Genomic DNA, 26493 nt, shown 5'->3' with positions numbered 1-26493 from the left:
GGGCGTCTCAACCACTCAGTGGCGTCGGCGCGAGTGTCGAAAAACCTGACCTCAATTCGCGTGCTGATCCTTTGATATTGGAGCTTAACCAAGGTGGAGGCGTTGTGGATAGCGGTCCGTGACAGATTGAAATTCGCAGACCTTGCGATGTGCTCACGGACCGCGCCGCCCGTTTACCGCGACTGAATCACGAAACCATCCATGTCCGCTAGCACGTGAATTTTCTTACCCGCTTTGAACAAAGGATAGGCGTGGCTGCCGAGCTCGTCATGCAGCTCTTGAACTGCGTTAAAGTCATAGAAACCGGTGATCGCAAAGGTCACCTCGGCTCGGGCCGGGTTTGATAATATCGTGTGTTGGGGGGCAGCGACTGCATGGGAAATAGGCTATTTGCGGGGGCCTTAATGCTGCGCGTTAAAAGCGTCGGGGATCGCCCGCGGGCTATTTGTCTTGGCTGCGAAGCCATTCCTGGGCAGCTGTGCGGCTGTCGAAAAAGCTGGCCTCTATCCCGTCGGTGATCCGGCGGTATTGCAACTTCACAAGCGATGAGTCAGCGATGACTGCAAAGCGCCTCATGCCATTGGTTTGCGCCAGCAGCAAACTCTGGCGAATGGCCTCGGCTGTTGCCCGGTCCTGCGCAACAAATCCGCGCAAATCACCGATCACGGCGAACGGGGCGTTTTTGCGCATCAAAGGTTTGGCAGCTTCACCCAGATCAAACAGAAACGCCCTCATATCTTCGCAGGTCCAGAAACCGCCGATTGTGAAGTGCAATTCGGCTTGTGCTTCTTTGAGCGAGATTGAATGGTCAGGATTAAGTTGTGACATGCGGCCCGACTTACCCAAACAAAACGAAATTCTCGTTAAGAAGTTTAGCCTTCGACGTTAGGCCCAAACGCTATAGGCGCATCGCCCGCTTTCCATGGTGTGAACTTTGGCATGATGTTGGCGAACAGGTCAGAGGCGAGGTGTGCCTCGAGCCATGGGTGCAGGTGGGGCAAGTCTTGTGCATCGAACCAGGCGCGATTGTGGTTGGCAAACTGGCGGATGAAGGGGAAGAGCGCGATGTCGGCGAGGGTTCGCTTGGCGCCGCACATTTGGCCGTGCCCGGCTAGGCGCTTGTCCCATTCTTTGAGGATAGCAAGGCCCTCTGCTTGATGGTCGACTTCTCCAAAACCCGGCTCGCCTTCATAGCGATTGGGATATTTGTATCGGTCGAGGTGATGTTTAAACGGACCATCGGCCTGCGCGATCAGCTCCGCATCATCGCCGGAAAGCCAGTTCTCGGGGTCGTTTTGGGAAAGCGCCCAGCGCGCAGCCGCAATGCTTTCATCAACCACTTTCCCATCGTTCAGGACGAGAACCGGGACGGTTGCCTTGGGCGAAGCTTCGGCCAACTCCGGCGGCTTGTTGGCGAGTTTGACCTCGCGCAGCTCCACCGTGATCCCAGCGATCCAAAGCGCCATGCGTCCCCGCATCGCATAGGGACAGCGGCGAAAGGAGTAGAGGATGGGAGCGGCGCTCAGGGTGTGTCTCCGCGTTCTTTTGCAAGGTCGCGCTGGCGTTGGCGCATCGCATAGCGGGCGCGCTGTGTTTCGCTTTTCTCGTCATAGCAATAGGGGCACGAGATCCCTTCTGCATAATGATCATGCGCCATATCCCCATCGGTGATGGGGCGGCGGCAGGCGCGGCACAGGTGATAGTCACCTTCCTCAAGACCGTGTTTGACCGTCACCCGCTCATCGAAAACGAAGCAGTCGCCGTGCCACTTGCTTTCCGCCTCGGGCACGGTTTCGAGATACTTCAGAATGCCGCCTTTGAGGTGGTAGACATCCTCGACGCCTTCGCCGCGAAGGAAACTGGTCGATTTCTCGCAGCGGATGCCGCCGGTGCAGAACATGGCGACCTTCTTCTTACCCTCAAGCAGTTCCTCGCGGTTGTCGCGGAACCATTTGGGGAACTCGCGGAACGATGTGGTCTCCGGGTCCACCGCGCCCTCAAACGTCCCCACCGCAACCTCATAGTCATTGCGCGTGTCGATCACGATGGTGTCAGGATCAGAGATCAGCGCGTTCCAATCCTCCGGCGCGACATAACGGCCTACGCTCTCGCGCGGGTCAACGCTCGGCTCACCCATAGTGACGATCTCGCGCTTGAGGCGGACCTTCATGCGGGCAAAAGGCGCTTCCGAAGCGGTCGAATATTTGACCTCTAGCCGCTCGCAACCGGGGAGCGAGCGGATATGATCAAGCACCGCGCCAATCGCATTGTCGCTGCCAGCGATAGTGCCGTTGATGCCCTCATGCGCGAGCAAAAGCGTGCCCTTGGTCCCCGCTTCCTCGCAAATCGCCAAAAGGGGCTCGCGTATTGCCGCCGGGTCTTCAAACGGCGTGAAGCAGTAGAGCGCTGCGACTTGGAAAGTGACTTGATCCGGGTGCATAAGCCGAGCGCATAGCTTGGATGCCTGTGTCTGGACAAGTGTGCTCGAGGAGTCTGGTTGTCTGAATGAACTTCAAAAGACGTCTCTTCGACTTGGCGGTAATAGCGGAAATCGTCCTAAGAAGAGCTGTCTGCCTCCTCACTTTCGACGTACCAGACGAAGTATATTGTCTTGTTAAGGTCGCCACCTTGTGCTTCAAACGCTAGAAAATGTTGGTCAAACGCTTGACGGCCTTCAGCGATGAAGTCGCAGTTATCGACCAAAAGACTGAACTGACGCCCGGCCGATGTTGCCGTGAGCGACACCCGTTCGTGCCACGGCAAATCTTTGGAAACGTCCCGATAGGTATCCACATCGACCCAATAGCATTCGCACGTCCCACCACCGGCGATGCGAAATTGAAGTTGGCCGCCGAGGTTCACAAGATTTGCTGCTCGCGCAGCTTCGATCACGGTCGGGATGTCATCTATTTGCCAAGCATATTCGTTTCCTCTTAGCGTTGCCCGCTCCAAGAGGGACGCCGGAAGGTGCTTCTCTGTAGGTCCCATTACGCAGTTCTATCTTTCCCGCCGGAGGTCCGTTTCCGAACTCGCCAAGTTTAAACCCGCGCCACCCAGCCGTGCTGGTCAGCCATACGGCCCACTTGCACACCGATCAGCTTCTCGCGCATTTTCATCGCCATTTGGCCGATGCCGCCGGTGCCGATGGTGAACTCGCCTTCATGGGAGGCGACGGTGCCTACCGGCGTCACAATCGCGGCTGTCCCGCATGCGAGCGTCTCCAACAGCTCGCCGCTTTGCGCTTCCTTGCGCCATTGCTGGATCGAATAGGGCTCTTCGCGCACCTCAAGGCCCTCTTCGCGCAGCATTGCGATCAGGCTGTCGCGAGTGATGCCGGGGAGGATTGTGCCGGTAAGCGGCGGGGTGATGACGCTGCCATCGCGGCGGATGAAGAACAGGTTCATGCCGCCAAGCTCTTCGACCCATTTCTTCTCCTCTGCATCGAGGAAGACGACTTGATCGCAGCCCTGCTCAATCGCCTCGGCTTGGGGGACGAGCGAAGCTGCATAATTGCCGCCCGTTTTGGCCGCGCCTGTGCCGCCGGGGGCTGCTCTGGTGTAGTCTTGGCTTACCCAGATTTTCACAGGGTTCACGCCGCCTTTGAAGTAGTTGCCCGATGACACAAGGATCACGACGAACTTGTACTGGGTGGCCGGACGCACGCCTAGGAATGCTTCGGATGCGAACATAAAGGGCCGGATATAGAGCGAGCCGCCTTCGACCTGAGGCATCCAAGCGGCGTCTTTTTGGACCAGCAGTTTGACCGCTTCGAGGAACAGCTCCTCGGGGATTTCCGGCATCGCCATGCGGCGCGCGCTTGCGTTGAAGCGGCGCGCGTTTTGCTCGGGTCGGAACATGGCAAGTCCGCCATCAGCGTGGGTGAAAGCCTTCATGCCTTCGAAGATTTCCTGGGCGTAGTGGAGAACGGACGCTGCCGGATCGAGCGCAATGGGTTCGCGCGGGCCAATGCTGGCCTTGTGCCAACCGCCTTTTGCCGCGTCATAGTCGATCACCACCATGTGATCGGTATGGACCTTGCCAAAGCCGGGGTCAGCGATGCGCGCCGTGCGCTCTGCATCGGGGGTGGGCGAGGGGTGGGGGAGTGACGTGAATTCCATGGGGAAGGCCGATAATCCCGGGCGCGCTTAAGAGCAAGCGTTCTGCCCCTCCACCGCGCCGCTTTCGCGGCTCGGTCCCCTCCCCGGTTCGGGAAGGACTGTAAAACGAGCCGGAGGCTCGCAAGCCCGACCGGGCGCCCCCTTCGGCTGGCTGGCAAGCCAGCCGCTCAGGATAAACTACGCGGGTCCGCAGCGGAGCGGAGGACGTCTAGCGAGGACGAAGACGCGGATGCGTCTTCGCAAAACAAAAACTCCAAATGAAAAGGGCCAATCCTCGCACGCCAGATACGCGTGGGTCGGATTGGCCCTTTCATGGTCAGCGGCGGTAAGCCCCGCTCACGTAGCCTTACGAGGCAATAAGATTACCCAGTATGCTCCGTGCGGAAACTTGCCGACCCCTTAACTGAACCATGAGACATCGGATCACCTCCTTTCGCGCTATTAAGCCAAGACTCCAGCCGTTCACCGGGGGAGCCGAGAGCCGCGTGTGCCGCTGGCCTCGCGACTATATGTGAATCGTCGGAGGCCTCTTCGCAAGTCTTGATTTTCATTTTTCCCACGTCATACTCGACGCCCTTGCCGATAGCGGCAGGCGATGCGCGTCCAAGGGGTGCCGAGGGCGCTTTTTGATTCAAGCGGGAAGCAAAGCGCGCCTGTGGACGCGATATGCACAAGCCTGTGGATATTAATGTATAGAATCGGGAAAAGTGGTCAGCGACAGTCTTCAATCACTCGGCTGATCTCCACCCATGCGGGCAGATAAAGTGTGCGCTCGCCCTCCACTGCGACTGCGATGCGGCCTTTGGTGATCGCCATGGCGTCAAAAATAGGATCGCGCGGATTAAGTTCTGCCACGGCCATTGTCGGCGATGCCGCCAGCGGCTCCAGCGTCATTGTCCTTCGGGTCGTCTCGGTCGCGATTTCCAATGAGCGCGGGCTGATCGGAGCGTTCTCGATGCGGCGCGCCAAGCCTAGGAGGCGAGTGCTTTTGTCGCAGCGGATGAGAAAACGGAAGTCTTCGCCAATCCCGTAATAGGCAAAGGTCTCGCCCGGATCATCCGCATATGCCCAGGTGCCCGGTGTTTGCGGCGCATCGAGGTAATTGGAAAAGCGCGGTTCTTGAACCGGCTGCGGGGCTGGAGCTGGAACCGGAGTTGGCGCCTCAGCCGGGGCGGGTGCAGGCTCCGGCGCGGTCTGAACCGGCACAGTATTCGTTGAGGCGATCACTGGCGGCGGCAAATCGGGACCGGCAACGCAAGCAGCAATGACAAATGTGAGAGCAAGAGCTCCCGCGGCGTGTAGGTAAGTCGCTTTCATAGCGCTTCAATGCGCGCTAACGGCACCAACGTCTATGACTAAAGCCACAAAATCACCCAAATCTCGCGTAGATCACCTGCTTGTCGAGCGCGGTCTCGCCGAAAGCCGAACCCGCGCACAGGCATTGGTGATGGCAGGGGTGGTTTTTGCTGGAGAGACAAAAATCGCAAAGCCGGGGCAACAGATCGCCTCCGATGTCGCTCTCGAGGTGCGCGGCCGTGATCATCCTTGGGTTAGCCGGGGCGGGATCAAGCTGGCGCATGCAATTGGACACTTCGATATTGATGTGCGCGGCGCAGTGGCGATGGACATTGGCAGTTCCACTGGCGGCTTTACCGATGTGCTTGTGCAGGGCGGGGCTGCCCATGTGTTTGCGGTGGATTCTGGAACCAATCAGCTTGCGTGGAAGCTACGGCAGGACGAGCGGGTCAGCGTGCTGGAACAAACCAGCGCGCGCATTCTCACCCGCGATCACATCACGAAGGAATGCAATCTCGTAGTGTGTGATGCGAGCTTTATCGGGCTTGCGAAAGTGCTTGAGCGCCCGCTCGAATTGGCGGCTTACGAATGCCGTTTGGTCGCTCTCATAAAGCCTCAATTTGAGGTCGAAAAACACGAAGTTGGCAAGGGCGGTGTGGTGCGCGACACCGCTTTGCATGAACGTGTGTGCGGCGAAGTTCGCGAATGGTTAGAAGGCCTTGGCTGGTGCATTGAAGGCGTTGTCGAAAGCCCGATTACAGGCCCGCAGGGCAATGTGGAGTTTCTGATTTCAGCCACTCGCAGCTAAGTCCTATTCCAAATCAAGCGAGCTTAATTTGGCGTCCAGATCAATCGGGATTTCGCTTAGAACTTCAACGCCGCTTTTCTTGGTGTAGGCATCCTCGCCCATCTCAGCGAAAAGTTCGGCCTGACGCTCATCACGTTCGCGCAAAAGTTCTGCGATCTCTTCACGGTAAAGCGCAACCATCGCTGTTACAAAGCGGTTGACCAGATCATCTTCCTGTGTGTGATCGACGTTAAAATCGGGCAAATGCTCAATCATCACGTCAGCAGGAAAGAGAAATTCGACCGTCACGAACTGGTTTACCGTGAACCAGCTTTTGGGAATGCCATTGGTGTCGATTGACAGCGTCACCACGTGGGTAACGTGCGCCTTGGCATCTTCTCCAGCGGGCGGCATTCGTTTGGGCGTAAGTCCATCGGGTAACTGACTGCGGTGTAAGAAGAGGTGGAAATGCCCGTGTTCATCGCTCTCGCGCGTGCCAGGAGCGTGGACGTGGTAATACCAGCGGCTTTTGCACTTCTTATCGCGCGCATCCCCTTTGGGATAATGCTGCCAGAACTTCGCGCCTTCTTCAGGCACGACGCGCAGCATGAGAGGTTTTCCCTCTCCCGCCATTTGGGTGATGGTTTCGATTACGGTGTGAGCAGCTTCTACAGGTTTCATGCGAGCAGGTTCTACAGATCAATCTTCAAAGTGACAGAAGGATTTGTGCATCAGCGTGATCGAAAAATCGAGAGGCTGGCGCAATTTTTAATCGGACCAGAAGCAAAACGACCGGCGGCCCACACAGTGGAACGCCGGTCGAATTGGATTTGGCCAAAATGGATTTGGCTTTTCTGGCTGTTACGCAGCGCCGCAGGCACCACATGCACCGCAAGCACCACATGCGCCGCAAGCGCCACATGCGCCGCAAGCACCACACGCGCCGCAAGCACCACATGCGCCGCAAGCGCCACATGCGCCGCAAGCACCACAAGCAACTTCTTCAGCAGCTTCACAAGCCGCACAAGCGACTTCTTCAGCAGCTTCACAAGCGCTGATTGATGTCTCATCTGCTGCTGTGTCAGCTTCTTCGGCAGGAGCTGAACAAGCAGCAGTTGTGAGTGCCAGACCGCCAGAAACGGCGAGAAGTGAAGCAAAGTTGGTCTTTTTCATCAAAATTCCCCTCAAATGGTACGGGTGTTAGGATACCCATCCCAGTTGGTACCTGGAGCGCGAGGACAATTCCATACCGCAGCGCCCCGAATCACGGCAGGAATGTGGCGACGCTAACACAATGTGGCAAAATCGCGAGTGCTTATTGTGGATTGGGTGTGATGATACCTCTCAAAGCCCGGGGAAACGGGCCGAACTGCACGAAAAACTGGCTCGTTCATGTCTGCGTGTGTATCGCGTCCCAGGCATATATGGCCTTCGAATCGCATTAGACCAGCGCCTTACCGGGAGACGAGCGTGAATTTCCTTGCATCCAAAGCGCAGCTGAGAGCGAGCTTTGCACGGTGGTCTTTATTCATGGTGCCATTGATTGTTTTGCTTGGGTTTCTTGGGGGACAGCTCGGCGGGCCCGAGACGCCTTGGTTCCAAGGCCTTACAAAGCCTGCGATCTTCCCTCCGCCGGCCGCTTTTGGGATCGTTTGGACGATTTTATACGTCATGATTGGCTTTTCTGTTGCTCTTGTCGGGAGCGCCTGGGGCGCTCATGGGCGCGGAATTGCGATCGTTGCTTTTGCCATTCACTTCGTTGGAAATCTCGCTTGGACCTATGTTTTCTTCGGGCTTCAAAACATGCACGCAGGGCTGGGCGTACTCATCTATACCGTGGTCACTTTGTTGATTGTCATTCTCTTGTTTTGGCGGGTTCGCCGGATCGCGGCGCTTATGCTTCTGCCTTATTTGGCGTGGGCCAGTTTCGCGAGCGTGCTGAACTGGCAATTTATCGCTGAAAACCCCGATGGCGGCGCGGGTGCTGGCGAGACTGGAGCGGTTGAGCGGGTTGAGTTTTAGGCGGTCAGTTCCGCTTCGCGTAAACCTCTTGCCCTTTCGCCCGTGCATCTCCAAATAGGCTGCATGCAAAGTCAAAACCCACTCATCGCTGATCTTGTAAAACTTGCCAACGGTGCGGCTGGCACAGTCGCTGGTATGTCACGCGAAGCCCGCAAGACAGCGCGCGAGCGTATGCGTGAGAGGCTTGGCGGGATGGACTTTGTGAGCCGCGAAGAATTTGATACGGTCAAAGCCATGGCGCAAAAAGCACGTGAGCAGGCCGACGCGCTTGAGGCGAAAGTCGCAGAGCTCGAAGCGAAGCTCGCCAAGAAGTAACTCTGACTTTAAGACTGCGTTTCAAAGCCGCATTTTGAGAACCGCAAAACGCCATTGCGCAAAGCCTGCGTTCAATTAGTCTGTGGTCCCATTCGATTTTCGAGGGCTGATTTATGATCCGCACCAGCGTTGTATCCGCAGCAGCGGCCCGTGGCGGGATCGCGGTCGCGCTCCGAGGTCAAGAGGCCCCTGGCGGGTTTTCGCGCGGCGGACATGAAGCGCGTTTCCGCTGATTTCTGCGATGTTTGGCCGCTTGACCATTGTGTGCATTTCAAAGCCTGAAATTTATCAGCGGCCTTATCTGGATCTCTGCGTTCGCACAGGCGGCACCACTGCGCAGGCGTCATGAACCTAAAAGCCCCCGCCATCCTTATCGCTAGCCGCCCGCATGGTGAGAACGCTAGCATTGCGCGGGTGTTGACCGAAGATCATGGTCTCGTTGCAGGCTATGTGCCCGGCGGCCGGGGGAAGCGGATGGGCCCGGTTATGATCCCCGGTAATGCGGTTGAGATTGACCTTCGTGCCAAGTCCGAAACGCAGCTGCCCTTTGCCAAGCTCGAGCTTGCCAAAAGCCGCGCAGCCTTCATGACAGAGCCGCTTCCCGCCAGCGCCATATCGTGGTCCTGCGCATTGACGGCATGCACTTTGCCAGAGCGCAGTCCGTACCCGTCGCTATACACTGCGCTTGATGCGCTTTTAGAAGCCATCTGCTCAGCGCCCAGTGCGCGCGGGTGGCTTGCCGCATTGGTGGCGTACGAAGCAATGTTGTTGCGCGAATTGGGGTATGGCGGTGCAAGACCGGACCTTACGGCGGGTTTTTGTGAACAATTCGAGAGTTTTCGCCTGCTTCACCGGCCTATTCGCGACTACCTGCTTGCAGGCAGCGAGCGCGATGTTATGGCCGCACGTACCGCTTTGGGAGAGCGGCTCAAACGCATGATGGAATAAGGAAAGCCACATGAAAATCGCTGTCTTCCCCGGTGACGGGATTGGTCCAGAAGTCACTGCTGAAGCGGTTAAAGTCCTTGAAGCGCTGAACCTGCCGGGCGTTATCTTGTTTGATGGTGATGTGGGCGGGGCCGCTTACAAACGCCACGGCCATCCCCTTCCCCCGAGACTTTGACGATGGCACGCGAATGCGATGCGGTGTTGTTTGGCGCGGTGGGCGATCCGGATTGTGATGATCTGGCGCGGCATTTGCGCCCCGAACAGGCGATCCTTGGCCTTCGCAAGGAACTGGGTCTGTTCGCCAATCTTCGCCCCGCCAAGGTGTTTCCCGGCCTTGAGCATCTCTCCCCGCTTAGCCCTGAAAAGGCGGCGGCGATTGATATGATGTTTGTGCGCGAGCTGAACGGTGATGTGTATTTTGGCGACAAAGGCACTCGGGTCGGCACGGACGGCAGCCAAGAGGGATGGGACATGATGTCCTACTCCGAAAAGGAGGTGAACCGAATAGCGCAGGTTGCCTTCAGAACGGCGCGCTGGGGAGCGGACAAACACCGCGTGACCAGCGTTGACAAGGCCAATGTGCTTGAGACCAGTCAGGTGTGGCGCGATGCGGTGAAAGCGGCCGCAGGAGCGCATCCTGATATCGAGCTTGATCATATGTATGTCGATAACGCTGCGATGCAGATTATCAGCAACCCGGGCGCTTTCGGCGTGATCCTGACGGGAAATCTGTTTGGCGATATCCTGTCTGACCTGGCGAGCGCAGCGGTGGGGTCCATTGGACTTTTGGCAAGCGCATCTTTGGGTGAGCGACAAACACAACACGGCCTGTTTGGACTTTACGAGCCTATTCATGGCAGCGCTCCTGATATCGCTGGGCAAGGCAAAGCCAATCCGATGGCAACAATCCTGTCGGCCTCGATGATGCTGCGCCATTCTTTTGGTCTTGAGGCCGAAGCAAAGCGGATTGAGAACGCGGTTGCTGGCGCACTTGCCGATGGTATCCATGGCGGCGACCTTGGCGGGTCCCACGGTACAGCGGCTATCGGCGAAGCTGTGCGCGGGCGTCTCTGACCCGTCGCGATTCCTATGCCTCTTGAGCTTGCGATCATCCTTCCCACTCTCAATGAGAGCGGTAATCTGGCACCTTTGGTGCACCGGATTGAGGATCACCTTGGGACGGCAGGCTGGGAGGTTTTGATTGTCGATGATGACAGTCAGGACGGCACCGCGGATGAGGCGCGCGCTTTGGCGCTGGAGGATCCGCGTATCCGTGTGATCCAGCGTATTGGGAGGCGCGGGCTCGCAAGCGCTGCAATCGAGGGGTTTTGTGCAACCGCTGCGCCTTTTGTGGCCGTGATGGATGCAGACCACCAGCATGATCCTGCACTCCTGTCGCAAATGCTCAGCTCCCTTAAAACAGGCGAGGCCGAAATTTGCGTGGCCAGCCGCTTTATCGAAGGCGCAAGCACAAAGGGATGGAATGAGCCTGACCGTGAGCGCTTGTCAGCGCTCGCCAACCGGGCAGCGCGCTGGATCACAGGGGTTGAGCTTACCGATCCGATGAGCGGCTATTTTATGCTGGAGACTGCAAGAGCGCGCGCGCTTGCGCCAAGGCTTTCAGGGATCGGATTTAAGATCCTGCTCGATCTTCTTGCAACCAATAAAAGCCCTGTGAAACTGCGCGAATTCCCGCTTAAATTTCAAGCCCGGCGCGAGGGTGAGAGCAAGCTTGACCGGGCGATCCTCCTCGATTTTCTCGCCGGGCTTTATGATAAGACGCTTGGCCGGATCATCCCCACGCGGTTTGCCTTGTTTGGCACGGTTGGCGCACTTGGCGTGGTGGTTCATGTTGCAGTTCTTGCCCTTCTGCTGATCGTGGCCGGTGAAGGGTTCGTCCTGTCTCAAGCCATTGCTGTGTTGACCGCGATGAGCTTCAATTTCTGGCTCAACAATTGGCTGACTTACCGCGACCGGCGGCTCAAGAGCTGGGCCGCGCTTTTGCGCGGATGGGCGGGCTTTTGTGCGACCTGCGCAGTGGGCGCGCTTGCCAATGTGGCGGTTGCATCCTTGCTTGAGGGGCAGGGCGTGTTTTGGCTCGCAGCAGCGATTGCCGGGATATTGGTGGGCTCGGTTTGGAACTATGCCCTTTCAAGCCGTTTCGTCTGGGGCCGGTTTTAGCCCCTAGACCCAGCTTTCAAGCCACATCCAATCCCTGAAACTGTCGGGTGTCTCAAGCGGCCCTGCGTTCAAAATCGGGTAGAAAAGCGCAAACATCGCGGCGCTCGATCCGGCTATGAAATAGCTCAGCCTTGGCCAACCCGCCTCGCGAATGTCGCTGAGGGACAGCGCAAGAGCGCCCAACAAGAAAAAGCTGGGCATCAAATAATGGTAATAGAACTGGATCGGCTTTGGGGCGATGATCCAAAAGCCGAGCGTTATGCAATACCCCAAAGCCGCAGCAAGCCGGGGCCAATCGCGCCGGTAAATCCCAACCACCAAGCACCACACTATCGCAGGCAGCCCAAGCAGCATCGTCAGCGGGTTGCCAAGCAGAACGATCCCCCGATCAACTCCCCCAATCTCCTCATACAAATACCAGATCGAGCGGGTGTTAAGCGCCCATTGTTCCCAAGTGCTTTGATAGGGGTGGGGTGTGACAACCTGCTGCTGGAGGGTGAATATCTCTTGATGCAATAGGATGATGCCCCCTTGCATTAGAGAGGAGGGCAACTCCTCAGTGCCAAGCCAATAGCCTGGCGCAAAGGTGAGCGCGTAGACGGCCACCGGAAGCACACCGAGCCATGCAAACGCCTCAAGCAGGCTGATGCCGGGAACAGGCGCGCCCCGGCGGCTCAATATAAGCCGCCTGCGTCCAGCAAAAGCGCGCGCGATGAAAAATGTTAGGCCAAACATCGCGGCCAATGCCGCAGCATTCCATTTCGCTCCCAATGCGCAGCCAATCGCGGCCCCCGCGAGCGCCAGTCGCAAACGCCCTTGTTCTGGCCTCCGGATCGCGCCTGCAAATTGCCACGCCGCGGCGGCGAGAAAACTCACCATGAAAATATCGAGCATTGCGATGCGCGATTGCACAAAGAGGTGGACGCCGGTGAGGAGCAAAATGCCGAAACAGATCGCCGCATAGCGATCTTGGCTGGCGTGCCACATGGCCCGCATGGAAGCGCCAAGCGCGGCGCACCCTGCCAAAAGCGGCATTATCCGCCAGCCTAAGGGCGTGTCTCCGAAAACTGCCATCCCCAGCGCAATAAGCGTTTTGCCGAGAAGCGGATGTTCAGGGTTGATGTAGGGCGCCTCGCCCCCTTGCCAGACGCTCAACAAATCGCGCGCTGCTGGCAGGTAGTGGACCTCATCGAAATAGGGGTCGCCTGGAATGGTCAGGCGAATGCTTGCCAAGGCTGCAAAAACAAGCGTGATCACAAGGCACCAGCCCCAAGGGTCCGCCGGGTGAAGAGGCGGGCCTTGGGGGATTTCGATGTCTGAAATTGCAGGGGAATCTGTCTCGGCCATTGCGCCTTGCGCTGTACGCTGCGTGCGCGGCATCGGGCAAGCGGATTTCCCTAGGCGGTCATGGCGCAGCTGGCTTAGCCGCAGCCGGATTTGCCGCAATTTTTGCCTTTGGTGCATCCGAGGTGTTTTCAAGCCAGAACAGACGCGCGCACATCGCCAAAAGCCCGATGCTGGCTGTTCCAAAAACAAATAGCGCCCACGGAACGACGTTCATATTCTGCTTTTGCGCGCGGGGAAGGATGAAGAAGAACGCGATAATCACGCACATGACAAGGTCCCACCATACCTGAATGCCGGTCATGTCTTGGGAATGGTTAGTGAAGAATTCGATCACGCCTTCTTGGCCGATTTGCACCGCCGTGTAGCCTGCAAAAAGCCCTGCAAGGATTGCGGCAAGAAGGGGGCTACCGTTGGTTGGCCGAGCTGTGAGGAGGTAAACAGCGGCAATGGCAGCGGCGCCGGCAATTACAAAGAAGAGGATTTGCAGATAGTCCATAACCGAATCTCCTAGGTATGTAGCACTTGCTACACTTCCGTAAATATACCAATGTAGCGCCCGCTACAAGGCCTGGATTTCAGGTGCTGTGTTTCCGGTGCCGGAGTTTGGACTATCCAAAAAAACGCGTCAAAATCGAAAATGTCGAAGGACTCGCTCCTTCCGCAGCTTGCAGCCCATGTTCTTGCAGAAGGGTTAAGTGCGGCCAGTTTGCGGCCTTTGGCTAAGGCAGCGGGCACGAGCGACCGGATGCTCATCTATCATTTCGGGTCTAAGGACGATCTGATCGAGGCGGTGCTTAGTCATATCGCTGATGACTATTCGGCTGCGCTCGACGCGGCGATGGGAAAGGCGCGTGCAAAGACGCGTCAGGACGTAATCGCGCGCATCCTTCGCCATATGCGTGAGCCCGCGATGCAGCCATTCTTGAGCCTGTGGTGGGAAATCGTGGCGGGGGCCTCGCGCGGGAGTGAGAGCCATAAGGCTGCGGCCAAACGTATTATGGATCGCCTGCTGGAATGGCTGGAGAAGCAAATGCCTGAAGGCGATCCCGATCCCAAGGGCGGGGCGCGCTATCTTTTGACGCTAACTGAGGGCGCGCAGATGCTTGGCACTGTGGGTCATGCGCGGACCGCGCGTGAAGGTTTGCTTGCCAGCAATTTAGCGGAAGACTAAGCGGCTGGAGACATGAAAAAGACGACCGGAATGGACCGCGCGAGTACGCGCAAATGGCGCTCGCAAACACAGGCAGTGCGCGGCGGCACTTGGCGCAGCGAGCATGGCGAGACGAGCGAGGCGCTCTTCCTCACCTCTGGCTACACCTATGAGGATGCGCAAACGGTCGCGGACCGGTTTGCGGGTGAGGCTGAGGGCATGACCTATTCGCGCCTTCAAAATCCGACTGTTGCGATGCTGGAGGAGCGTATTGCCCTGATGGAGGGCGCGGACGCCTGCCGGGCTCAGGCCTCGGGAATGGCGGCTATGACGGCGGCTCTCTTGTGTCAGGTGTCGGCAGGCGATCATGTGGTGGCCGCACGCGCAGCCTTTGGATCGTGCCGTTGGCTGGTTGATCATTTGCTGCCCCGTTTTGGGATCGAAACGAGCGTGATCGACAGCGCCAACAATGCCCAGTGGGAAGCGGCGATCCGGCCCAACACCAAGGTGTTTTTCTTCGAAAGTCCCGCGAACCCAACGCTCGATATCGTTGACCTTCAGCATGTGTGCGACCTGGCAAGAGCGCACGGCATCACCACAGTGGTGGACAACGCCTTTGCATCGCCTGTTCTGCAACGACCGATGGAGTTCGGCGCGGATGTTGTCGCCTATTCAGCGACCAAGCTGATGGACGGACAGGGCCGTGTGCTTGCAGGTGCGGTTTGCGGAAGCGAGGAATGGATCAATGACACGCTGCTCCCATTTCAGCGCAACACCGGTCCCAACATCTCGCCTTTCAACGCATGGGTGGTGCACAAGGGGCTAGAGACGCTTTCCCTGCGCGCGCACCAGCAAAGCCGCAATGCGGTCGAGCTCGGCGAATGTCTTGAGCCGCGCGTGGTGAAAGCGGGCGGAGTGATGCAGCATCCAGGGCTTAAAAGTCACCCGCGCCATGATCTTGCGATGGCGCAAATGGATGCAACCGGACCCATCTTTGCCTTTGACGTTCAATCCCGTGAGCGTGCGTTTCAGATCCTTGATGCGCTTGCACTTGTCGATATTTCGAACAACATCGGGGATGCGCGCAGCCTCATGTGCCACCCGGCCAGCACCACTCATGCCAATATGGGGCACGATGCGCGCGCTGAAATGGGTGTCACCGAGGGGCTTTTGCGGATCAATGTAGGCCTTGAGGATATTCAGGACGTGATCGAAGATATGGATCAGGCATTGGCTAAAGCAGGGGTTTAGCCTGCCGCAATGTCCTGAGGAGCGCGTTTCTGAAGACTTTGGACCACCTCTTGGGCTAGCTTATCGTCCATATCTTCGCGCCAGCACACATAGGCGGGAAATTCGAAGCTCGCTGCCTTCTCGATTGCCTTGAGCTCTCCGCTTTCGAGCAGCGGGGTCACGAGATATTCGGGCATATAGCCCGCCTTTGCGTTGGCAATCAGCCACCTCGCCGAACGCTGCCCAAGGTCTAAGACGAGCCCAGTCTCTGGCTTAATTCCGAGGCGCGAGGCAATTTCCAGCCCAAGCGAACGCCCCCAATCAACCCGCACAAAATCCTCTTTCCATGCCGCTGGATTGCCAGCAGTTACGAGGATGAGCCGGTCCTCAAACAGCCGCTCAGCGCTGATATCGCGGCGGAACACCGGATCGTGCACAACAATCATGTCGAGCACGCCCTCAGCCAAATCACGGTTAAGCCTTGCCCAAGCCCCAGCCGTCACCCGTAATGCCAGATCAGGAACCGCCTCGCGCACTTCATCAAGCCAGCCCAGAAGGAGGCGGTCCCACAGGAAATATTGCCCGCCAAAGGAAAGCGACCTTTCAAAACGGTCGGGCAAGGACACATCGTGGCGCGCGACCTCCCATGCCCTGACCGCCTGGCGCGCAGGCCCCATAAATTTTTCGCCTGCAGGGGTGAGCTGGCATCCCCGCTTGTCGCGAATGAACAGCTTTGTGCCGAGCCTATATTCGAGGCTCTTGATCCGTTCGGTCACGCTCGACGGGCTCGCATTCACCCGCTGGGCTGCTCCAGAAAAGCTGCCCGTGGCGGCCGCGGCGAGGAACGTTTGAAAAGTCGTGATGTCCATTTCAATTCAGATAAACCAAATTAATAATTCAGACAATCGCGTTTCACGAAATACCAATGAAAGACTAGGCGGCGCTTCAACAGTTTGAAGGAGATGACCAATGAAGACTTTTGTGATTGCAACCGGACTTGCTCTTGCCTCTCTCGCAGCGCCTCAGATCGCTGCCGCACAAAATCAGCAGGCATCCGCTGACATTATCGTTTCGGGCGAGTTTCAGAAGAACTGGGCCCGCGGCAATCAGCTTGAGGCGCAAGGTCTAAGCGACCTGCAAAAAGCGCAGCGCGATCTTGTGAAATATAGCGCCGCTGTCGTCAACGCGCAGGACATGCGCGATACATCGCTGAGCCGGGCTGAGAACGCTCAGGAAGCCTTTGAGATCCTGACCGCTCGCCCGTTTCTGGGTGATGCGAAAGAGGCGCTCAGCTGGGCAAAACAAGCCGAAGAGCACGCAGCAGATTGGGAGAAATTTTCAAAGCGTAGCGAAAAGGGCGAGCGCGATCTTGTCAAAGCGCAAGACCGTCAGGCTGACGCTCAAGATGCTGTCGATAAAGCCGAAGCCAAGATCGAAGAGGGCCGCTCGCTCAAAGCCGAAGCGCAGCGTGCAAGCGAGCGGCAGGCCCGGTTGTAGGCTTGAATACACAATCAAACGGCGATGAAATCACGAGCGTAGGGTGCAATCAGCATGAAGCGGAATACTCAACTTATAGCGATGGGCTTCACGCTATCTCTCCTAACCACAGCCGCTGCGCATGCGCAAAACGGAGCGAAGCGGGACAGCATTGGCGAGGATGCGGTCGATGCGGTGACGCAGCCGCTGTCTGACCTCAATTTGCGAAGCAAGGAGATCCCGCTCATCCTGACGCTGGCACAAGAGGAGCCGTACAATCTCACCGAAGTGGCGGGCTGTGATGCGGTACGCAGCGAAATTGCGCGTCTCGACAGCGTGCTTGGGCCGGATGCCAATGAGCCTGCTGAGGGCAAGGGCATCATCAATCGCGGGCTCAATATTGGCGGCGATGTCTTGGGAGGGATGATCCCGTTTCGCGGTATTGTGCGCCGGATTTCGGGAGCAAGAGCGGAGAAGAAGAGGTGGGAAGCAGCCATTTACGCAGGGGTTGCAAGGCGCAGCTTCCTGAAGGGTTTTATGGCCGGTCAGGTATGCGAGGCCCCGCAGGAGGAACGCCCGGAATCAGCGCGCGATATTCTGGGACTGAAATGAGCAGAACGGGACCGCTAATGACTGCTGCTCTCATATTCCAAACGATGCGGCTGTTTGAAGAGCACGCCAGCTAGGCGCTGATGCACGATTTACTTTACCCGGATGCGTTCTTCCCTTGCCATCAATCCGTAGACGGCGTCTTGGGAAAAACCCCAACCTTGCGGGCTGTTGGTCAAAGCAACCACCACCCTGGCCGGAGTATCACCATTTGCGGGGGAGGAGGAAAACAGTGTCCTGTAACCTGCATTGCCGCCGCTGTGACTGACATGGCGCACTGAACCGTCGTCGTTTAGATAAAGCTGGGTTCCAAATCCATAGTGGGTCTGGCCCTGCATCTGGACCTGCGGAGTAATCATTGCTCTGGCTGCGTTCGGCGAAATTGCGGAAGGCTCGCCCGCTGCAGCGTTGAGAAGTGCCATCGCAAACTTCGCATAATCTTCAGAAGTCGTCCAAAGTCCTGCTGCAGCATGCTCAGGATGGTTATTCCAGCTGTTTTCCAATCCATCTCCATCAGCGCCAACACGGCCAGCGATTTGATCGGCCGAGGCGTCGATGGTTTGCTCAAAGGTGCTGTCCGCCATGCCAAGAGGGTCAAGGATCAGCCGCTTTGCGAGAGAAGGAAACGGCTCACCCGCGGCATTTTCTGCCCAATATTGAGCAACCATAAAACCACCGCCGGAATAACTGAATGCGCCGGGCTCGCCGCCGAAATTCACTGCCATCTCGAACCAACCGGGCGGATCGGTGATGATTTCAAGCGTTGTGGGGAGCGCCTTACCAATCGCATATCCCCTAAACCCATGAACGCTGGCGCCGCTGGTGTTGGATAGAAGCTGACGCAGCGAAAGCGGGCGCTCTTCTGGCAAAACTCCAAGTTTTGAAAGTTCAGTCATCTGCCCGCGAACATCGTCATCGGTGCCCACGCCCTTTTGCTCTGCCAGGGTCAAGATGACCGCCGCAGCGACCGCTTTCGACATGCTTGCCGCTTGAAATTGAAGCCCAGGCCGTGATCGTCCGAGGTGAAATGTCAACGGCGGATGATCCCCTTCAACGACGGTTATGGCGGCCCCGGTCACTGCGAGACCGCCAGCTTTGTCCGCCAGCACGCCGGATAGCTTTGTTTGAGGCACGGTTTCCAATTGGGTACGAAATTCGGGGTCGGTGACCGGGCCATCTGACCCGCACGATACAACCAGCATTGCGGCTGCGATCAATTGCACCATCCTTCGGCCCGGGTTCCTCCTCGGCAACATCAAAATTCTCCCCGCACGCCTGTTCTAGCGCAGAGTATCCAGAGGGTTCCTGATGGAGTCAAACACTGGCGCTCCGGCCTCCCGGGCGGGCAATGCGCTGCGCTGTGACGCAAGGGGATGCGCGGGGTTAGGCAATGGTGCGTATGTGACTGGAGCAAGGAAAGGCTTATCTCTCAAGCATGCGGGCATATTGAATTTAGGGACCATCTTGAAAATCCTCTTCTACCTTCCGGTAATAGTCCCGCGCTGGTTTGAACGCCTGTTTGTGCCCTTAATCGAATTGCTTGCGAGCGAGCATGAGATACATATCCTCGCGCCTGCCCCTTGGCGCGGCACCGGACTGGGGGAGGAAGAACTGGCGCTGTGCGCCCATTTGACGCAGGTCAGCTACCACATCGTCAATGACGCCGATCACCCCTCCATGCGCACCAATCCCGTGCAGCGTGATGGGATTGTCAGATTTGTAAAAGAGCTGGACCCTGATTACATTCTTTGCCGAAGCGCCGACTTTGAAACGCTTAAGCACTTCCCCGGTAAAGTGCGCCAGATCACTGAGGGCGGGGCCGAACCCTTGGCCCTGCCGCTGGACACGGTGCACCTCACTCAAACTCCATTTGAACACGGCGTTTTGCCCGATCTAAGCGAAGGAAAAATCAGCCAGCTTGAAGGTTTGATCGAACCCTATTGGGGCCGCCTGCTTGAAGGAGAGACGCGCGATCCAGTGCAGGAACAGGCGCTGCTGAAATGGGCTGAGCTTCCCGGTGATCGGCCGACCATTTTTGTCCCGCTTGAATATGAGGATCAGGAGAATTTCTTCGCCCAGCACCGTCTTGGCTCCCGTTCCGGGTTTCGTCTTGTTGAAGAACTGGCTGAGATTTGGGGAGATCGGGCCTATCTTGCCTTCACCAACCACCCGTTGAACATTGCCCGCCTAGACAACAGAGCAGCAGAAGGCATGGTCCAATCCTACAGCGATTGTGCCCGTCTCTATCCTTTCAAAACGCCGCTTGGCACATCCACCTCCGCGCTTCTGGCTAAGCATTCGCAGGCGATGTTCGTGTGCGATTCAAAGATGATCTTTCTTGCAGCAGCGCATGGCTTGCCGATCATCCGGCAATCACGGTTTCGATCAGGCGAGTGGCTCAATGCTTATGAGCGAATTGACGATTTTCTGGAGGCAACAGCGTCAGGGAGCGTGGCCGGTCCCGATAGCCGAAGCGCGCGGCTTTGGTTCGCCTTTCACACCGCGAACAATCTGATCAATCTCACCGATCCCAGCCTTACAGCCGCTGAGTTTCTATCGCGGATAGACAAACCGGTCGATCCGTCCCGCTGGGATCGCAATTTCGCATTCTACGCAGGAGGCTGGTGAGGATGCTGCGCTTAAAGCCTTACCTACAAAGCATGGTTGTTCCTTCCGGCAATTGCTCTAAAGGGGCCGCAACGCGTTCGGGTTTTCAAACTTAATTAGAGAACCCGTTTCTAGCACCCACTTGGATACACCCAATATTATGACCCAAGCACTTTCATTTGGGGACAATCTTCGCCGTGATTGGCTTGCCCAGCCGCGCGCTGATATCCTTGCCGGCATCGTTGTTGCGCTTGCGCTTATCCCGGAGGCGATTGGCTTTGCTTTGATCGCGGGGGTGGACCCCAGCGTTGGTCTTTACGCCAGTGTTGCCATTGCCATGGTGATCGCATTTACCGGAGGGCGTCCGGGCATGATCTCAGCTGCGACGGCAGCCGTTGCGGTGGTGGTGATCCCGTTGGTGCGCGATCATGGGCCTGAATATTTGTTCGCTGCGACCATATTGATGGGCGTATTCCAAGGGATTGCAGCGCTTCTGCGGCTCAACCTGCTCATGCAATTTGTCAGCCGCAGCGTCATCACTGGCTTCGTCAACGCGCTCGCGATCCTCATCTTTATGGCGCAGTTGCCTCAGCTTTTGCCCGGTAACGAAGGGGTTGGTCCGTGGACTTGGGCTATGGTCGCAATCGGCCTTGGGATTATATACGGCTTTCCGCGCCTCACAAAAGCTGTGCCAAGCCCTCTCGTGGCAATCGTGGTGCTCACCGGGGCGGCGATCTATTGGGGCCTTCCTGTCAATAATGTGGCGGGCGAGGGCGAGTTACCCAATGGCCTTCCTGTGTTCGCGGTCCCTGATGTGCCGCTGACGTGGGAGACCCTGCGGATCATCGCGCCTTATTCGGCCACCATGGCAGCCGTCGGCCTTCTCGAAAGCTTCCTCACTGCGCAAATCGTAGATGACATGACCCACACCGACAGCAACAAGCGGCGCGAGGGTGCGGGCCAAGGCATCGCCAACATCGTCGCAGCCTTCTTTGGCGGCATGGGCGGGTGCGCCATGATCGGTCAGTCAGTGATCAACGTGGCATCCGGCGGACGAGGGCGTTTGTCGACCTTTACCGCTGGTGCGTTTCTGCTGTTCCTGCTCACTGTGCTTGGCCCTTATGTGGGGCAGGTGCCTATGCCCGCGCTGGTGGCGGTCATGATCATGGTGAGCATCGGGACGTTCAGCTGGAATTCGATCCCGAACCTGCGCCGCCATCCGCCCAGCAGTTCAACCGTCATGATCGCAACTGTGGTGGTTGTGGTCTGGACGCACGACCTGGCGATGGGTGTGCTTATCGGCGTGCTTTTGTCGGGTATCTTCTTTGCCAACAAGGTCAAAGAGCTCTTCACCGTTGAACGCGTGCGCCGTCCGAACAGCGCAGTGTATGTCGTGACAGGCGAAATCTTCTTCGCCAGCGTGGAGAAATTTCAGGACATGCTTGGCCCAGAAAGCCAGTATGAAGACGCAGCGCATAATGTGGTGATCGACGTCTCAAAGGCGCATTTCTGGGATATCTCGGCCATCGGCGCGCTTGAGAAAGTGGTGGAGCGTATGCGGCGAAACGGTCGTCACACGCGGGTTGTCGGGCTGAATGCTGCAAGCGCTGATTTGTTTGACCAGTTTGCTCTCGAAGACCGCACAGGCCTTGAGCTCGGCCTTGCCCCGCATTGACAGGCGGCGAAAAGCAGTCGCCTTATAAAGCTAAGAGCCGGGGCGCATGCGTGTTGGCGCAGCACCCCGGCTCCTAAGCACACCCACTCTTAAAGACAGGATATAAGAGTGGTCGGAACGACAGTTCTGGCGGTTAGCCTGTACCCCTACCAAGCGGTACACCGCCTCTCTCGCAAAGAGGCCCCTAACGAATTGGCGAGGAACGCTCTTAACGCGGACTTAGCCATGTTACTGTGGTTGATATTGGTCGTAACACATTCGTCTGCAATACAGACTTGCCAAGAGCGCGCGCGCATGCGACCCAAGGCGCAGTTTAGAACCGGGAGAGAGCACCAATGGCCAAGCGCGTCGAGCTGATTTTCGATTTTGTGAGCCCCAATGCGTATTTGATCTGGGGCGCGTTACGCGATCTTGTTGCGCGGACTGAGGCAGAGCTTGATGTGACGCCAGTGTTCCTTGGCGGGATGCACAAACTGACCGGCAATGCCCCGCCGATGATCCGCAACAAGGATGTTAAGGGCAAGGTCGAATACGACGTGCTTGAAATGCAGCGCTTTATCGCGAAGCTTGATCTTACCAAATTCAAAATGCACCCACAATTCCCGTTCAATTCCATTACCTTGCAGCGCATGCTTTATGCCGCTGATCAAGATGGGCGCGGGGTGCAATTTGTCGAAGGGATGCTCCCGGCCATTTGGGAAGAGGGTATTGATGTGCTGAGCCCAGAGGCTATTGGCACAGCCGTTCAGGCGGCTGGATTTGATGCGAAAGACCTGTTCGAACGCAGCCAAAGCCAAGAGGTGAAAGACGGTCTTGTCGCCAACACCTCTGACGCGGTTGAGCGCGGCGCCTTTGGTATTCCGACTATGTATGTGGGACCAAAAGGCGGCGATACACAGATGTTCTTTGGCAAAGAACGCCTTGGTCAGATTGAAGAAGAGCTCGCAAAGGGATAGCCTCCTTTGCCATGGATACGTTCCCAACACATCCAGACCAAGTTACACCCGATTGGCTGAGCGACCTCTTGGAAGGGACGGACGCGCTTGAACAAGGCGCAGTTACGGCCGTTTCATGGGAGCCGATAGGCACAGGCCAAGTGGGCGACAGCGTTCGCTTTACGCTCACCCATGACGGCGGGGAGAACTCCACCCTCGCGGCCAAATTTGCAGCGGAGGATCAAACCAGCCGCGGCACGGCGACAATGATGCGGCTCTATGAGAAAGAGGTGCTCTTCTACCGGGAGGTTGCGCCGCATTTGGGCGCAAGACGGCCCCATGCTTATGCCAGCGAAGTTTCCGGCGATTGCAGTAAATTCATCCTCCTGTTCGAAGATTTAGGCCCCGCGCGCGGAGGCAATCAGATCGCAGGCTGCGATCTCGCCGATGCGCGCGAGGGGATCAAACAGGCCGCCGCCATCCACGCGCCCAGCTGGGGCCGCGCGGATTTGACGGGCAAGGAATGGCTGCATTTGCCAGATGCAATCACGAACCAGATCGCTGGCATGTACCTTCAGGCGCAAACGACCTTTGCTGAGCGATACACCGGGGTTCTTGAGCCTGAATATCTGGACCTATGCGCCCGGTTTGCCCCCTATTACGACGCTTTGAGAGAGCATTTCAGAACGCCGCAATGCCTCGTCCATGGCGACTTTCGCCTCGACAATATGCTGTTCGATATCAAAGGCGGGGCGGAGCCTATTGCTGTCCTCGATTGGCAAACCGTCACCAGCGGCAAGGCCATGTCCGATATCGGCTATTTTATGGGCACAGGCATTGGCGACACATTGCGGCGCGCGCATGAAGATGAGCTGTTGGGGCTCTACCTAGCGGAAATGGCGGCACGCGGGGTTTCGCTCACCCGAGACGATATATGGCAAGACTACCGGATCGGCGCGTTAACCGGCCTTGCCACCGGCGTGTTCAGCGCCGCCTTTGTTGAGCGCACAGAGCGCGGCGATGCCAATTTTCTATCCATGGTGCGCGGGGCCTGCGCGCTCGCGCTTGAACATGGTTCTCTTGAAGCGCTGGAAAAAGCGAGCACAAAATGACCCTTTCACACGGGGATGAATATCCCATCCACCAGACCCCTGACCCAATCGCGTTTTCGGGCACCGACCGCAATTTCTACGACCGCTTCTTCTTTAACGGCTATGCGCCTGATGGGGGAGGGTTCTTCGCGCTCGCCTTTGGGGTCTATCCGCACCTCGATGTGGCAGACGCGCACTTCTGTCTTATTCGCGAGGGCAAGCAGTACAATCTCCACGCCTCTTGCGAACTGGGCATGGAGCGGATGTCCATGCGGGTCGGCCCGATGAGCATTCAGGTGATTGAGCCCTTGCACAAACTGCGCGTGACCATCGAGGAAACTGAGGGGCTGGCGGGCGAATTTGAATTCACCGGGCGCAGCTTCCCCATCGAAGAGCCGCGCTTTGTCCACCGCGTCGGGGCGCGCGCCTTTATGGACTATACAAGGATGACCCAGAACGGGCATTTCACCGGGTGGACATCGCTCGACGGTGTGCGCGAGGATATGGCCAAGGGGACTTGTGGAACACGCGATCGAAGCTGGGGCGTGCGCCCTGTTGGCACGCGCGATATGCAGCCCAATCCCGGCCATCTGGTGCCCCAGTTTTTCTGGCAATGGACGCCGATTAATCTGGAAGATGCATCGCTCTTCTTCCACATCAATGCAGATGCCCACGGCAATGCCTGGAACACCAGAGCGGCGTTCTCACCCGACGGCGCGAAGGCGAGCGGTATCATTGAAGGTTCCGCGACACTCTCCAGCCAAACGCAGGCCGGCAGCCGCTGGCCCGCAGGCGGGGTTCTGTCAGGGATCAGCCCCGCAGGTGCACCGCAAGAACTGACCCTAGTGCCGCTTCAACGCTTTCAGATGAAGGGTCTGGGCTATACCCACCCAGAGTGGGGCCACGGAGTGCACCACGGCCCGCTTAAGACAGAGCGCGAGGAATATGATCTTGCGACCATCGAACCTGCGCAGCTGGAAAATCGCCATGTCCAGCAAATCTGCCGGATCGAGGACGCGGGCGGCAAGGCCAAGGGGATCGGTGTGTTTGAACAGCTGATCCTAGGCGACTATGTGCCGCTTGGGATTGAGGGGATTTGAGCGTCTGCAGGGCCTTTGAGGCCAGCCTTGCAGGAAGCAGGTCAATAGCGGGAAGTCTGCTTTGGGAGTTAGACCTCTGAGATCGTGTGTTCTGCTTTTGGGAGTGAAAGCGGACATAAAACCACCGCCGTCTATTTCGCTCCCAGACACGTCAGATTTGATCGCTTTACCAGTCGCAAGGAAATCTTGTGTTATCGACATCGCGTAAGCGATTAGGGACGATCAAAAAAATGCGGCTTAGAGCTAGTAAGGCCTTAAAATTAGTAATGGCAATGCTGACGCTTTCGTCTTGTGGGCCAACACCGCCCACGCCGGAAGAGCGGGCGGCTCAAGCAATTGCTGATGCTAGCAGCCCGGACTCCATGTGGTACCGCTACACCTTTGAGGGCGACTATCAGGGCGAAGCTATCAAGCTAGAGCAGATGGTATATTGTCCCATTCGTTCGTTCTCCGGCGGCAGCCTTGGGCAGTCGACGGGCTATAGCATTCGTGCGCAGCATCCCATGACGATTGCTCAAAAGATGGACGACGGGAGTCAGGTCCTCGTGCGCATTCCAGATGTGTGCCAGCGCTACCGGGCGTACAAAGAGGGCGAAGGGTATCAGCAGAGCTGGGAGTCGCCCCAAACGATTGATGCCATGCCATACGTTATCTGGTCCGACGCATATCCTGATGCGACGCGGATCGAGGCTTACGTTTCGCCAGCTTACTACGATCACCCTGAGGCGCGACTAGCGATTAAGGGCAGCCAGGTGCATCTTTTGTCCTTGGGGTCTTATCCCGATGATTTCGAGGACGTGCTGAGGACAAATCACGCTCTTCCGTATCTGGTGAACCCTCCTCTCGATGATTACAGCGGTAATCAGCACTGGCTGCGATACCACCGGCAACAAGATTCCCTGAATGAGTTTATCTCGCTTTTCTTGGTGCCCATCTCCGATCTCAATGCGTACGGCCGTCAGTTCATGCTGGATCGTCCGGAGTTGGAGCGAAATTACATTCTTAATGAAGAAGAGGGTTTTTCTGACCCAGTATTTGCCGCCTATGATGAAGTGTCTGCACCGACGAGCGGCACTTCAGACCCTTCTTTCATATCGCATGAGTGCGTGGGCGCACAATTAGATGAACTTCTAGGCGGTCGACCGCTCCAGACGAGCGTGCCTTACGACCGGCTAGAGCCCAGTTGGTATAAAAACCCAGGTATTGTGAGGGGTTGGGAAGAGGGTCAGGCGCGTAAAGCAAACTGCCGAGATCGACTTTCACAATTGCGGTCGTTTGAGATCGTCGATGGTCGTTTTGATGCATCGCAATCAATGCCGGGTGTCATGGTCTTTAATCGCTGGGGGAGAAACCCGGCTGATGAGGGCGACGACGTGCGTTTCGGTCCACTCAAGCTTCAGCAAATGGGCTTGGTCGACCGTCAGGGTTACAAAATGAGCTTAGATGGCCAAAAATTCTCATACCAAATAAATAATAAAGCCAAGTATGTTGAGTCTAATATAATACTTCGAAATAAAATTACCGATCTGTGGTATATAATAGAGCCTTATAATAGGCTTTTTATTGGTAGCGGCGAAGGTAATTACTTCAAATAGAGGCTATTTGC

At 57.2% G+C, this 26493-nt stretch carries 28 protein-coding genes and 1 pseudogene; 16 read left to right on the top strand and 13 right to left on the bottom strand.

Translation table 11 applies throughout. The features are described from left to right. Positions 1-173 precede the first annotated feature (173 nt). The 7 genes from AC0V60_RS07975 to AC0V60_RS07945 all read right to left on the bottom strand — a co-directional run bounded on the left by AC0V60_RS07975 (position 174) and on the right by AC0V60_RS07945 (position 5435). A complete protein-coding gene (locus AC0V60_RS07975; protein ID WP_486177948.1) occupies positions 174-323 on the bottom strand; it encodes a hypothetical protein in 150 nt (49 codons plus the stop codon). Between the two features lie 118 nt (positions 324-441). Next, a complete protein-coding gene (locus tag AC0V60_RS07970; protein WP_486177947.1) occupies positions 442-828 on the bottom strand; it encodes an STAS/SEC14 domain-containing protein in 387 nt (128 codons plus the stop codon). Positions 829-872: 44 nt separating this feature from the next. Continuing rightward, positions 873-1526, bottom strand: coding sequence for a glutathione S-transferase (locus AC0V60_RS07965; RefSeq protein ID WP_486179465.1), 654 nt, complete (start codon positions 1524-1526; stop codon positions 873-875). Then, positions 1523-2440: an oxygen-dependent tRNA uridine(34) hydroxylase TrhO gene (trhO, locus tag AC0V60_RS07960; protein WP_486177946.1), complete on the bottom strand. Its 918-nt coding sequence runs from the start codon at positions 2438-2440 to the stop codon at positions 1523-1525. Before trhO ends, AC0V60_RS07965 begins: the two co-directional genes overlap by 4 nt. 116 nt (positions 2441-2556) lie before the next feature. Next, positions 2557-2988, bottom strand: a complete 432-nt coding sequence (locus AC0V60_RS07955; protein WP_486177945.1) for a hypothetical protein — start codon at positions 2986-2988, stop codon at positions 2557-2559. A 50-nt stretch (positions 2989-3038) separates the two neighbouring features. Beyond that, positions 3039-4118: a branched-chain amino acid aminotransferase gene (locus tag AC0V60_RS07950; protein ID WP_486177944.1), complete on the bottom strand. Its 1080-nt coding sequence runs from the start codon at positions 4116-4118 to the stop codon at positions 3039-3041. A gap of 711 nt (positions 4119-4829) precedes the next feature. After that, a complete protein-coding gene (locus tag AC0V60_RS07945) occupies positions 4830-5435 on the bottom strand; it encodes a hypothetical protein (protein WP_486177943.1) in 606 nt (201 codons plus the stop codon). Between the two features lie 34 nt (positions 5436-5469). Here AC0V60_RS07945 and AC0V60_RS07940 point away from each other — a divergent pair, with 34 nt between their 5' ends. Next, positions 5470-6222 (top strand): TlyA family RNA methyltransferase, encoded by a 753-nt coding sequence (locus AC0V60_RS07940; protein ID WP_486177942.1) that lies wholly within the window; start codon positions 5470-5472, stop codon positions 6220-6222. Positions 6223-6225: 3 nt separating this feature from the next. Here AC0V60_RS07940 and AC0V60_RS07935 read toward each other — a convergent pair whose 3' ends face one another. Both AC0V60_RS07935 and AC0V60_RS07930 read right to left on the bottom strand, forming a co-directional pair. Then, positions 6226-6882, bottom strand: a complete 657-nt coding sequence (locus tag AC0V60_RS07935; RefSeq protein WP_486177941.1) for a DUF6969 family protein — start codon at positions 6880-6882, stop codon at positions 6226-6228. A gap of 50 nt (positions 6883-6932) precedes the next feature. Beyond that, positions 6933-7271, bottom strand: coding sequence for a hypothetical protein (locus AC0V60_RS07930; RefSeq protein WP_486177940.1), 339 nt, complete (start codon positions 7269-7271; stop codon positions 6933-6935). Positions 7272-7671: 400 nt separating this feature from the next. Between AC0V60_RS07930 and AC0V60_RS07925 the strand changes: the two genes are divergently transcribed. The 5 genes and pseudogenes from AC0V60_RS07925 (at position 7672) to AC0V60_RS07905 (ending at position 11667) form a co-directional block, all read left to right on the top strand. Beyond that, positions 7672-8223: a TspO/MBR family protein gene (locus tag AC0V60_RS07925; protein WP_486177939.1), complete on the top strand. Its 552-nt coding sequence runs from the start codon at positions 7672-7674 to the stop codon at positions 8221-8223. 63 nt (positions 8224-8286) lie between these two features. Further along, positions 8287-8538, top strand: a complete 252-nt coding sequence (locus tag AC0V60_RS07920) for an accessory factor UbiK family protein (RefSeq protein WP_486177938.1) — start codon at positions 8287-8289, stop codon at positions 8536-8538. Positions 8539-8883: 345 nt separating this feature from the next. Further along, positions 8884-9486, top strand: coding sequence for a DNA repair protein RecO (gene recO, locus AC0V60_RS07915; protein ID WP_486177937.1), 603 nt, complete (start codon positions 8884-8886; stop codon positions 9484-9486). A gap of 10 nt (positions 9487-9496) precedes the next feature. Next, positions 9497-10560 (top strand): annotated as a pseudogene (gene leuB, locus AC0V60_RS07910) (3-isopropylmalate dehydrogenase). Between the two features lie 15 nt (positions 10561-10575). Next, positions 10576-11667, top strand: a complete 1092-nt coding sequence (locus tag AC0V60_RS07905) for a glycosyltransferase family 2 protein (protein WP_486177936.1) — start codon at positions 10576-10578, stop codon at positions 11665-11667. Between the two features lie 3 nt (positions 11668-11670). On the opposite strand, the gene AC0V60_RS07900 is transcribed toward AC0V60_RS07905, so the two are convergent. Both AC0V60_RS07900 and AC0V60_RS07895 read right to left on the bottom strand, forming a co-directional pair. Beyond that, complete coding sequence (locus AC0V60_RS07900) at positions 11671-13014, bottom strand: phospholipid carrier-dependent glycosyltransferase (protein WP_486177935.1); 1344 nt, start codon at positions 13012-13014, stop codon at positions 11671-11673. 58 nt (positions 13015-13072) lie between these two features. After that, positions 13073-13510: a hypothetical protein gene (locus AC0V60_RS07895; RefSeq protein WP_486177934.1), complete on the bottom strand. Its 438-nt coding sequence runs from the start codon at positions 13508-13510 to the stop codon at positions 13073-13075. 141 nt (positions 13511-13651) lie between these two features. On the opposite strand from AC0V60_RS07895, the gene AC0V60_RS07890 reads away from it, so the two are divergent. Beyond that, positions 13652-14185 (top strand): TetR/AcrR family transcriptional regulator, encoded by a 534-nt coding sequence (locus tag AC0V60_RS07890; RefSeq protein WP_486177933.1) that lies wholly within the window; start codon positions 13652-13654, stop codon positions 14183-14185. A gap of 12 nt (positions 14186-14197) precedes the next feature. Beyond that, positions 14198-15415, top strand: a complete 1218-nt coding sequence (locus tag AC0V60_RS07885) for a trans-sulfuration enzyme family protein (RefSeq protein ID WP_486177932.1) — start codon at positions 14198-14200, stop codon at positions 15413-15415. On the opposite strand, the gene AC0V60_RS07880 is transcribed toward AC0V60_RS07885, so the two are convergent. After that, positions 15412-16263 (bottom strand): LysR family transcriptional regulator, encoded by an 852-nt coding sequence (locus tag AC0V60_RS07880; RefSeq protein WP_486177931.1) that lies wholly within the window; start codon positions 16261-16263, stop codon positions 15412-15414. The two genes, AC0V60_RS07885 and AC0V60_RS07880, sit on opposite strands and share 4 nt — an antisense overlap. A 100-nt stretch (positions 16264-16363) precedes the next feature. Between AC0V60_RS07880 and AC0V60_RS07875 the strand changes: the two genes are divergently transcribed. Both AC0V60_RS07875 and AC0V60_RS07870 read left to right on the top strand, forming a co-directional pair. Next, positions 16364-16891: a hypothetical protein gene (locus AC0V60_RS07875; protein WP_486177930.1), complete on the top strand. Its 528-nt coding sequence runs from the start codon at positions 16364-16366 to the stop codon at positions 16889-16891. A gap of 54 nt (positions 16892-16945) precedes the next feature. Beyond that, positions 16946-17482, top strand: a complete 537-nt coding sequence (locus AC0V60_RS07870) for a hypothetical protein (protein WP_486177929.1) — start codon at positions 16946-16948, stop codon at positions 17480-17482. Between the two features lie 89 nt (positions 17483-17571). Here AC0V60_RS07870 and AC0V60_RS07865 read toward each other — a convergent pair whose 3' ends face one another. After that, positions 17572-18696, bottom strand: a complete 1125-nt coding sequence (locus tag AC0V60_RS07865; protein WP_486177928.1) for a serine hydrolase domain-containing protein — start codon at positions 18694-18696, stop codon at positions 17572-17574. Positions 18697-18943: 247 nt separating this feature from the next. Between AC0V60_RS07865 and AC0V60_RS07860 the strand changes: the two genes are divergently transcribed. The 6 genes from AC0V60_RS07860 (at position 18944) to AC0V60_RS07835 (ending at position 26482) form a co-directional block, all read left to right on the top strand. After that, entirely contained in the window at positions 18944-20107 is a 1164-nt protein-coding gene (locus AC0V60_RS07860) for a hypothetical protein (RefSeq protein WP_486177927.1), read from the top strand. Positions 20108-20246: 139 nt separating this feature from the next. Continuing rightward, positions 20247-21761: a SulP family inorganic anion transporter gene (locus AC0V60_RS07855; RefSeq protein ID WP_486177926.1), complete on the top strand. Its 1515-nt coding sequence runs from the start codon at positions 20247-20249 to the stop codon at positions 21759-21761. Between the two features lie 335 nt (positions 21762-22096). After that, positions 22097-22717, top strand: a complete 621-nt coding sequence (locus AC0V60_RS07850; protein ID WP_486177925.1) for a DsbA family protein — start codon at positions 22097-22099, stop codon at positions 22715-22717. An 11-nt stretch (positions 22718-22728) separates the two neighbouring features. Further along, positions 22729-23808, top strand: a complete 1080-nt coding sequence (locus tag AC0V60_RS07845) for a phosphotransferase (RefSeq protein WP_486177924.1) — start codon at positions 22729-22731, stop codon at positions 23806-23808. Beyond that, complete coding sequence (locus AC0V60_RS07840) at positions 23805-24887, top strand: Rv3169 family protein (protein ID WP_486177923.1); 1083 nt, start codon at positions 23805-23807, stop codon at positions 24885-24887. Before AC0V60_RS07845 ends, AC0V60_RS07840 begins: the two co-directional genes overlap by 4 nt. Before the next feature lie 266 nt (positions 24888-25153). After that, complete coding sequence (locus AC0V60_RS07835) at positions 25154-26482, top strand: hypothetical protein (protein ID WP_486177922.1); 1329 nt, start codon at positions 25154-25156, stop codon at positions 26480-26482. The last annotated feature ends 11 nt before the right edge of the window (positions 26483-26493 follow it).

Source organism: Erythrobacter sp. S259, from assembly GCF_057364965.1.
The sequence above is the reverse complement of the archived record's forward strand: the minus strand, read 5'-3'. Positions and strand labels throughout refer to the sequence as shown.

Coding starts and splice junctions, on each gene's coding strand:
- AC0V60_RS07845 (WP_486177924.1), top strand. CDS start 22,729: ATGGATACGTTCCCAACACATCCAGACCAAGTTACACCCGATTGGCTG.
- trhO (WP_486177946.1), bottom strand. CDS start 2,440: ATGCACCCGGATCAAGTCACTTTCCAAGTCGCAGCGCTCTACTGCTTC.
- AC0V60_RS07935 (WP_486177941.1), bottom strand. CDS start 6,882: ATGAAACCTGTAGAAGCTGCTCACACCGTAATCGAAACCATCACCCAA.
- AC0V60_RS07955 (WP_486177945.1), bottom strand. CDS start 2,988: ATGGGACCTACAGAGAAGCACCTTCCGGCGTCCCTCTTGGAGCGGGCA.
- AC0V60_RS07970 (WP_486177947.1), bottom strand. CDS start 828: ATGTCACAACTTAATCCTGACCATTCAATCTCGCTCAAAGAAGCACAA.
- AC0V60_RS07905 (WP_486177936.1), top strand. CDS start 10,576: ATGCCTCTTGAGCTTGCGATCATCCTTCCCACTCTCAATGAGAGCGGT.
- AC0V60_RS07875 (WP_486177930.1), top strand. CDS start 16,364: ATGAAGACTTTTGTGATTGCAACCGGACTTGCTCTTGCCTCTCTCGCA.
- AC0V60_RS07900 (WP_486177935.1), bottom strand. CDS start 13,014: ATGGCCGAGACAGATTCCCCTGCAATTTCAGACATCGAAATCCCCCAA.
- AC0V60_RS07850 (WP_486177925.1), top strand. CDS start 22,097: ATGGCCAAGCGCGTCGAGCTGATTTTCGATTTTGTGAGCCCCAATGCG.
- AC0V60_RS07930 (WP_486177940.1), bottom strand. CDS start 7,271: ATGAGACATCAATCAGCGCTTGTGAAGCTGCTGAAGAAGTCGCTTGTG.
- AC0V60_RS07950 (WP_486177944.1), bottom strand. CDS start 4,118: ATGGAATTCACGTCACTCCCCCACCCCTCGCCCACCCCCGATGCAGAG.
- AC0V60_RS07885 (WP_486177932.1), top strand. CDS start 14,198: ATGAAAAAGACGACCGGAATGGACCGCGCGAGTACGCGCAAATGGCGC.
- AC0V60_RS07855 (WP_486177926.1), top strand. CDS start 20,247: ATGACCCAAGCACTTTCATTTGGGGACAATCTTCGCCGTGATTGGCTT.
- AC0V60_RS07945 (WP_486177943.1), bottom strand. CDS start 5,435: ATGAAAGCGACTTACCTACACGCCGCGGGAGCTCTTGCTCTCACATTT.
- AC0V60_RS07895 (WP_486177934.1), bottom strand. CDS start 13,510: ATGGACTATCTGCAAATCCTCTTCTTTGTAATTGCCGGCGCCGCTGCC.
- AC0V60_RS07890 (WP_486177933.1), top strand. CDS start 13,652: ATGTCGAAGGACTCGCTCCTTCCGCAGCTTGCAGCCCATGTTCTTGCA.
- AC0V60_RS07920 (WP_486177938.1), top strand. CDS start 8,287: ATGCAAAGTCAAAACCCACTCATCGCTGATCTTGTAAAACTTGCCAAC.
- AC0V60_RS07870 (WP_486177929.1), top strand. CDS start 16,946: ATGAAGCGGAATACTCAACTTATAGCGATGGGCTTCACGCTATCTCTC.
- AC0V60_RS07835 (WP_486177922.1), top strand. CDS start 25,154: ATGGCAATGCTGACGCTTTCGTCTTGTGGGCCAACACCGCCCACGCCG.
- AC0V60_RS07880 (WP_486177931.1), bottom strand. CDS start 16,263: ATGGACATCACGACTTTTCAAACGTTCCTCGCCGCGGCCGCCACGGGC.
- AC0V60_RS07840 (WP_486177923.1), top strand. CDS start 23,805: ATGACCCTTTCACACGGGGATGAATATCCCATCCACCAGACCCCTGAC.
- recO (WP_486177937.1), top strand. CDS start 8,884: ATGAACCTAAAAGCCCCCGCCATCCTTATCGCTAGCCGCCCGCATGGT.
- AC0V60_RS07940 (WP_486177942.1), top strand. CDS start 5,470: ATGACTAAAGCCACAAAATCACCCAAATCTCGCGTAGATCACCTGCTT.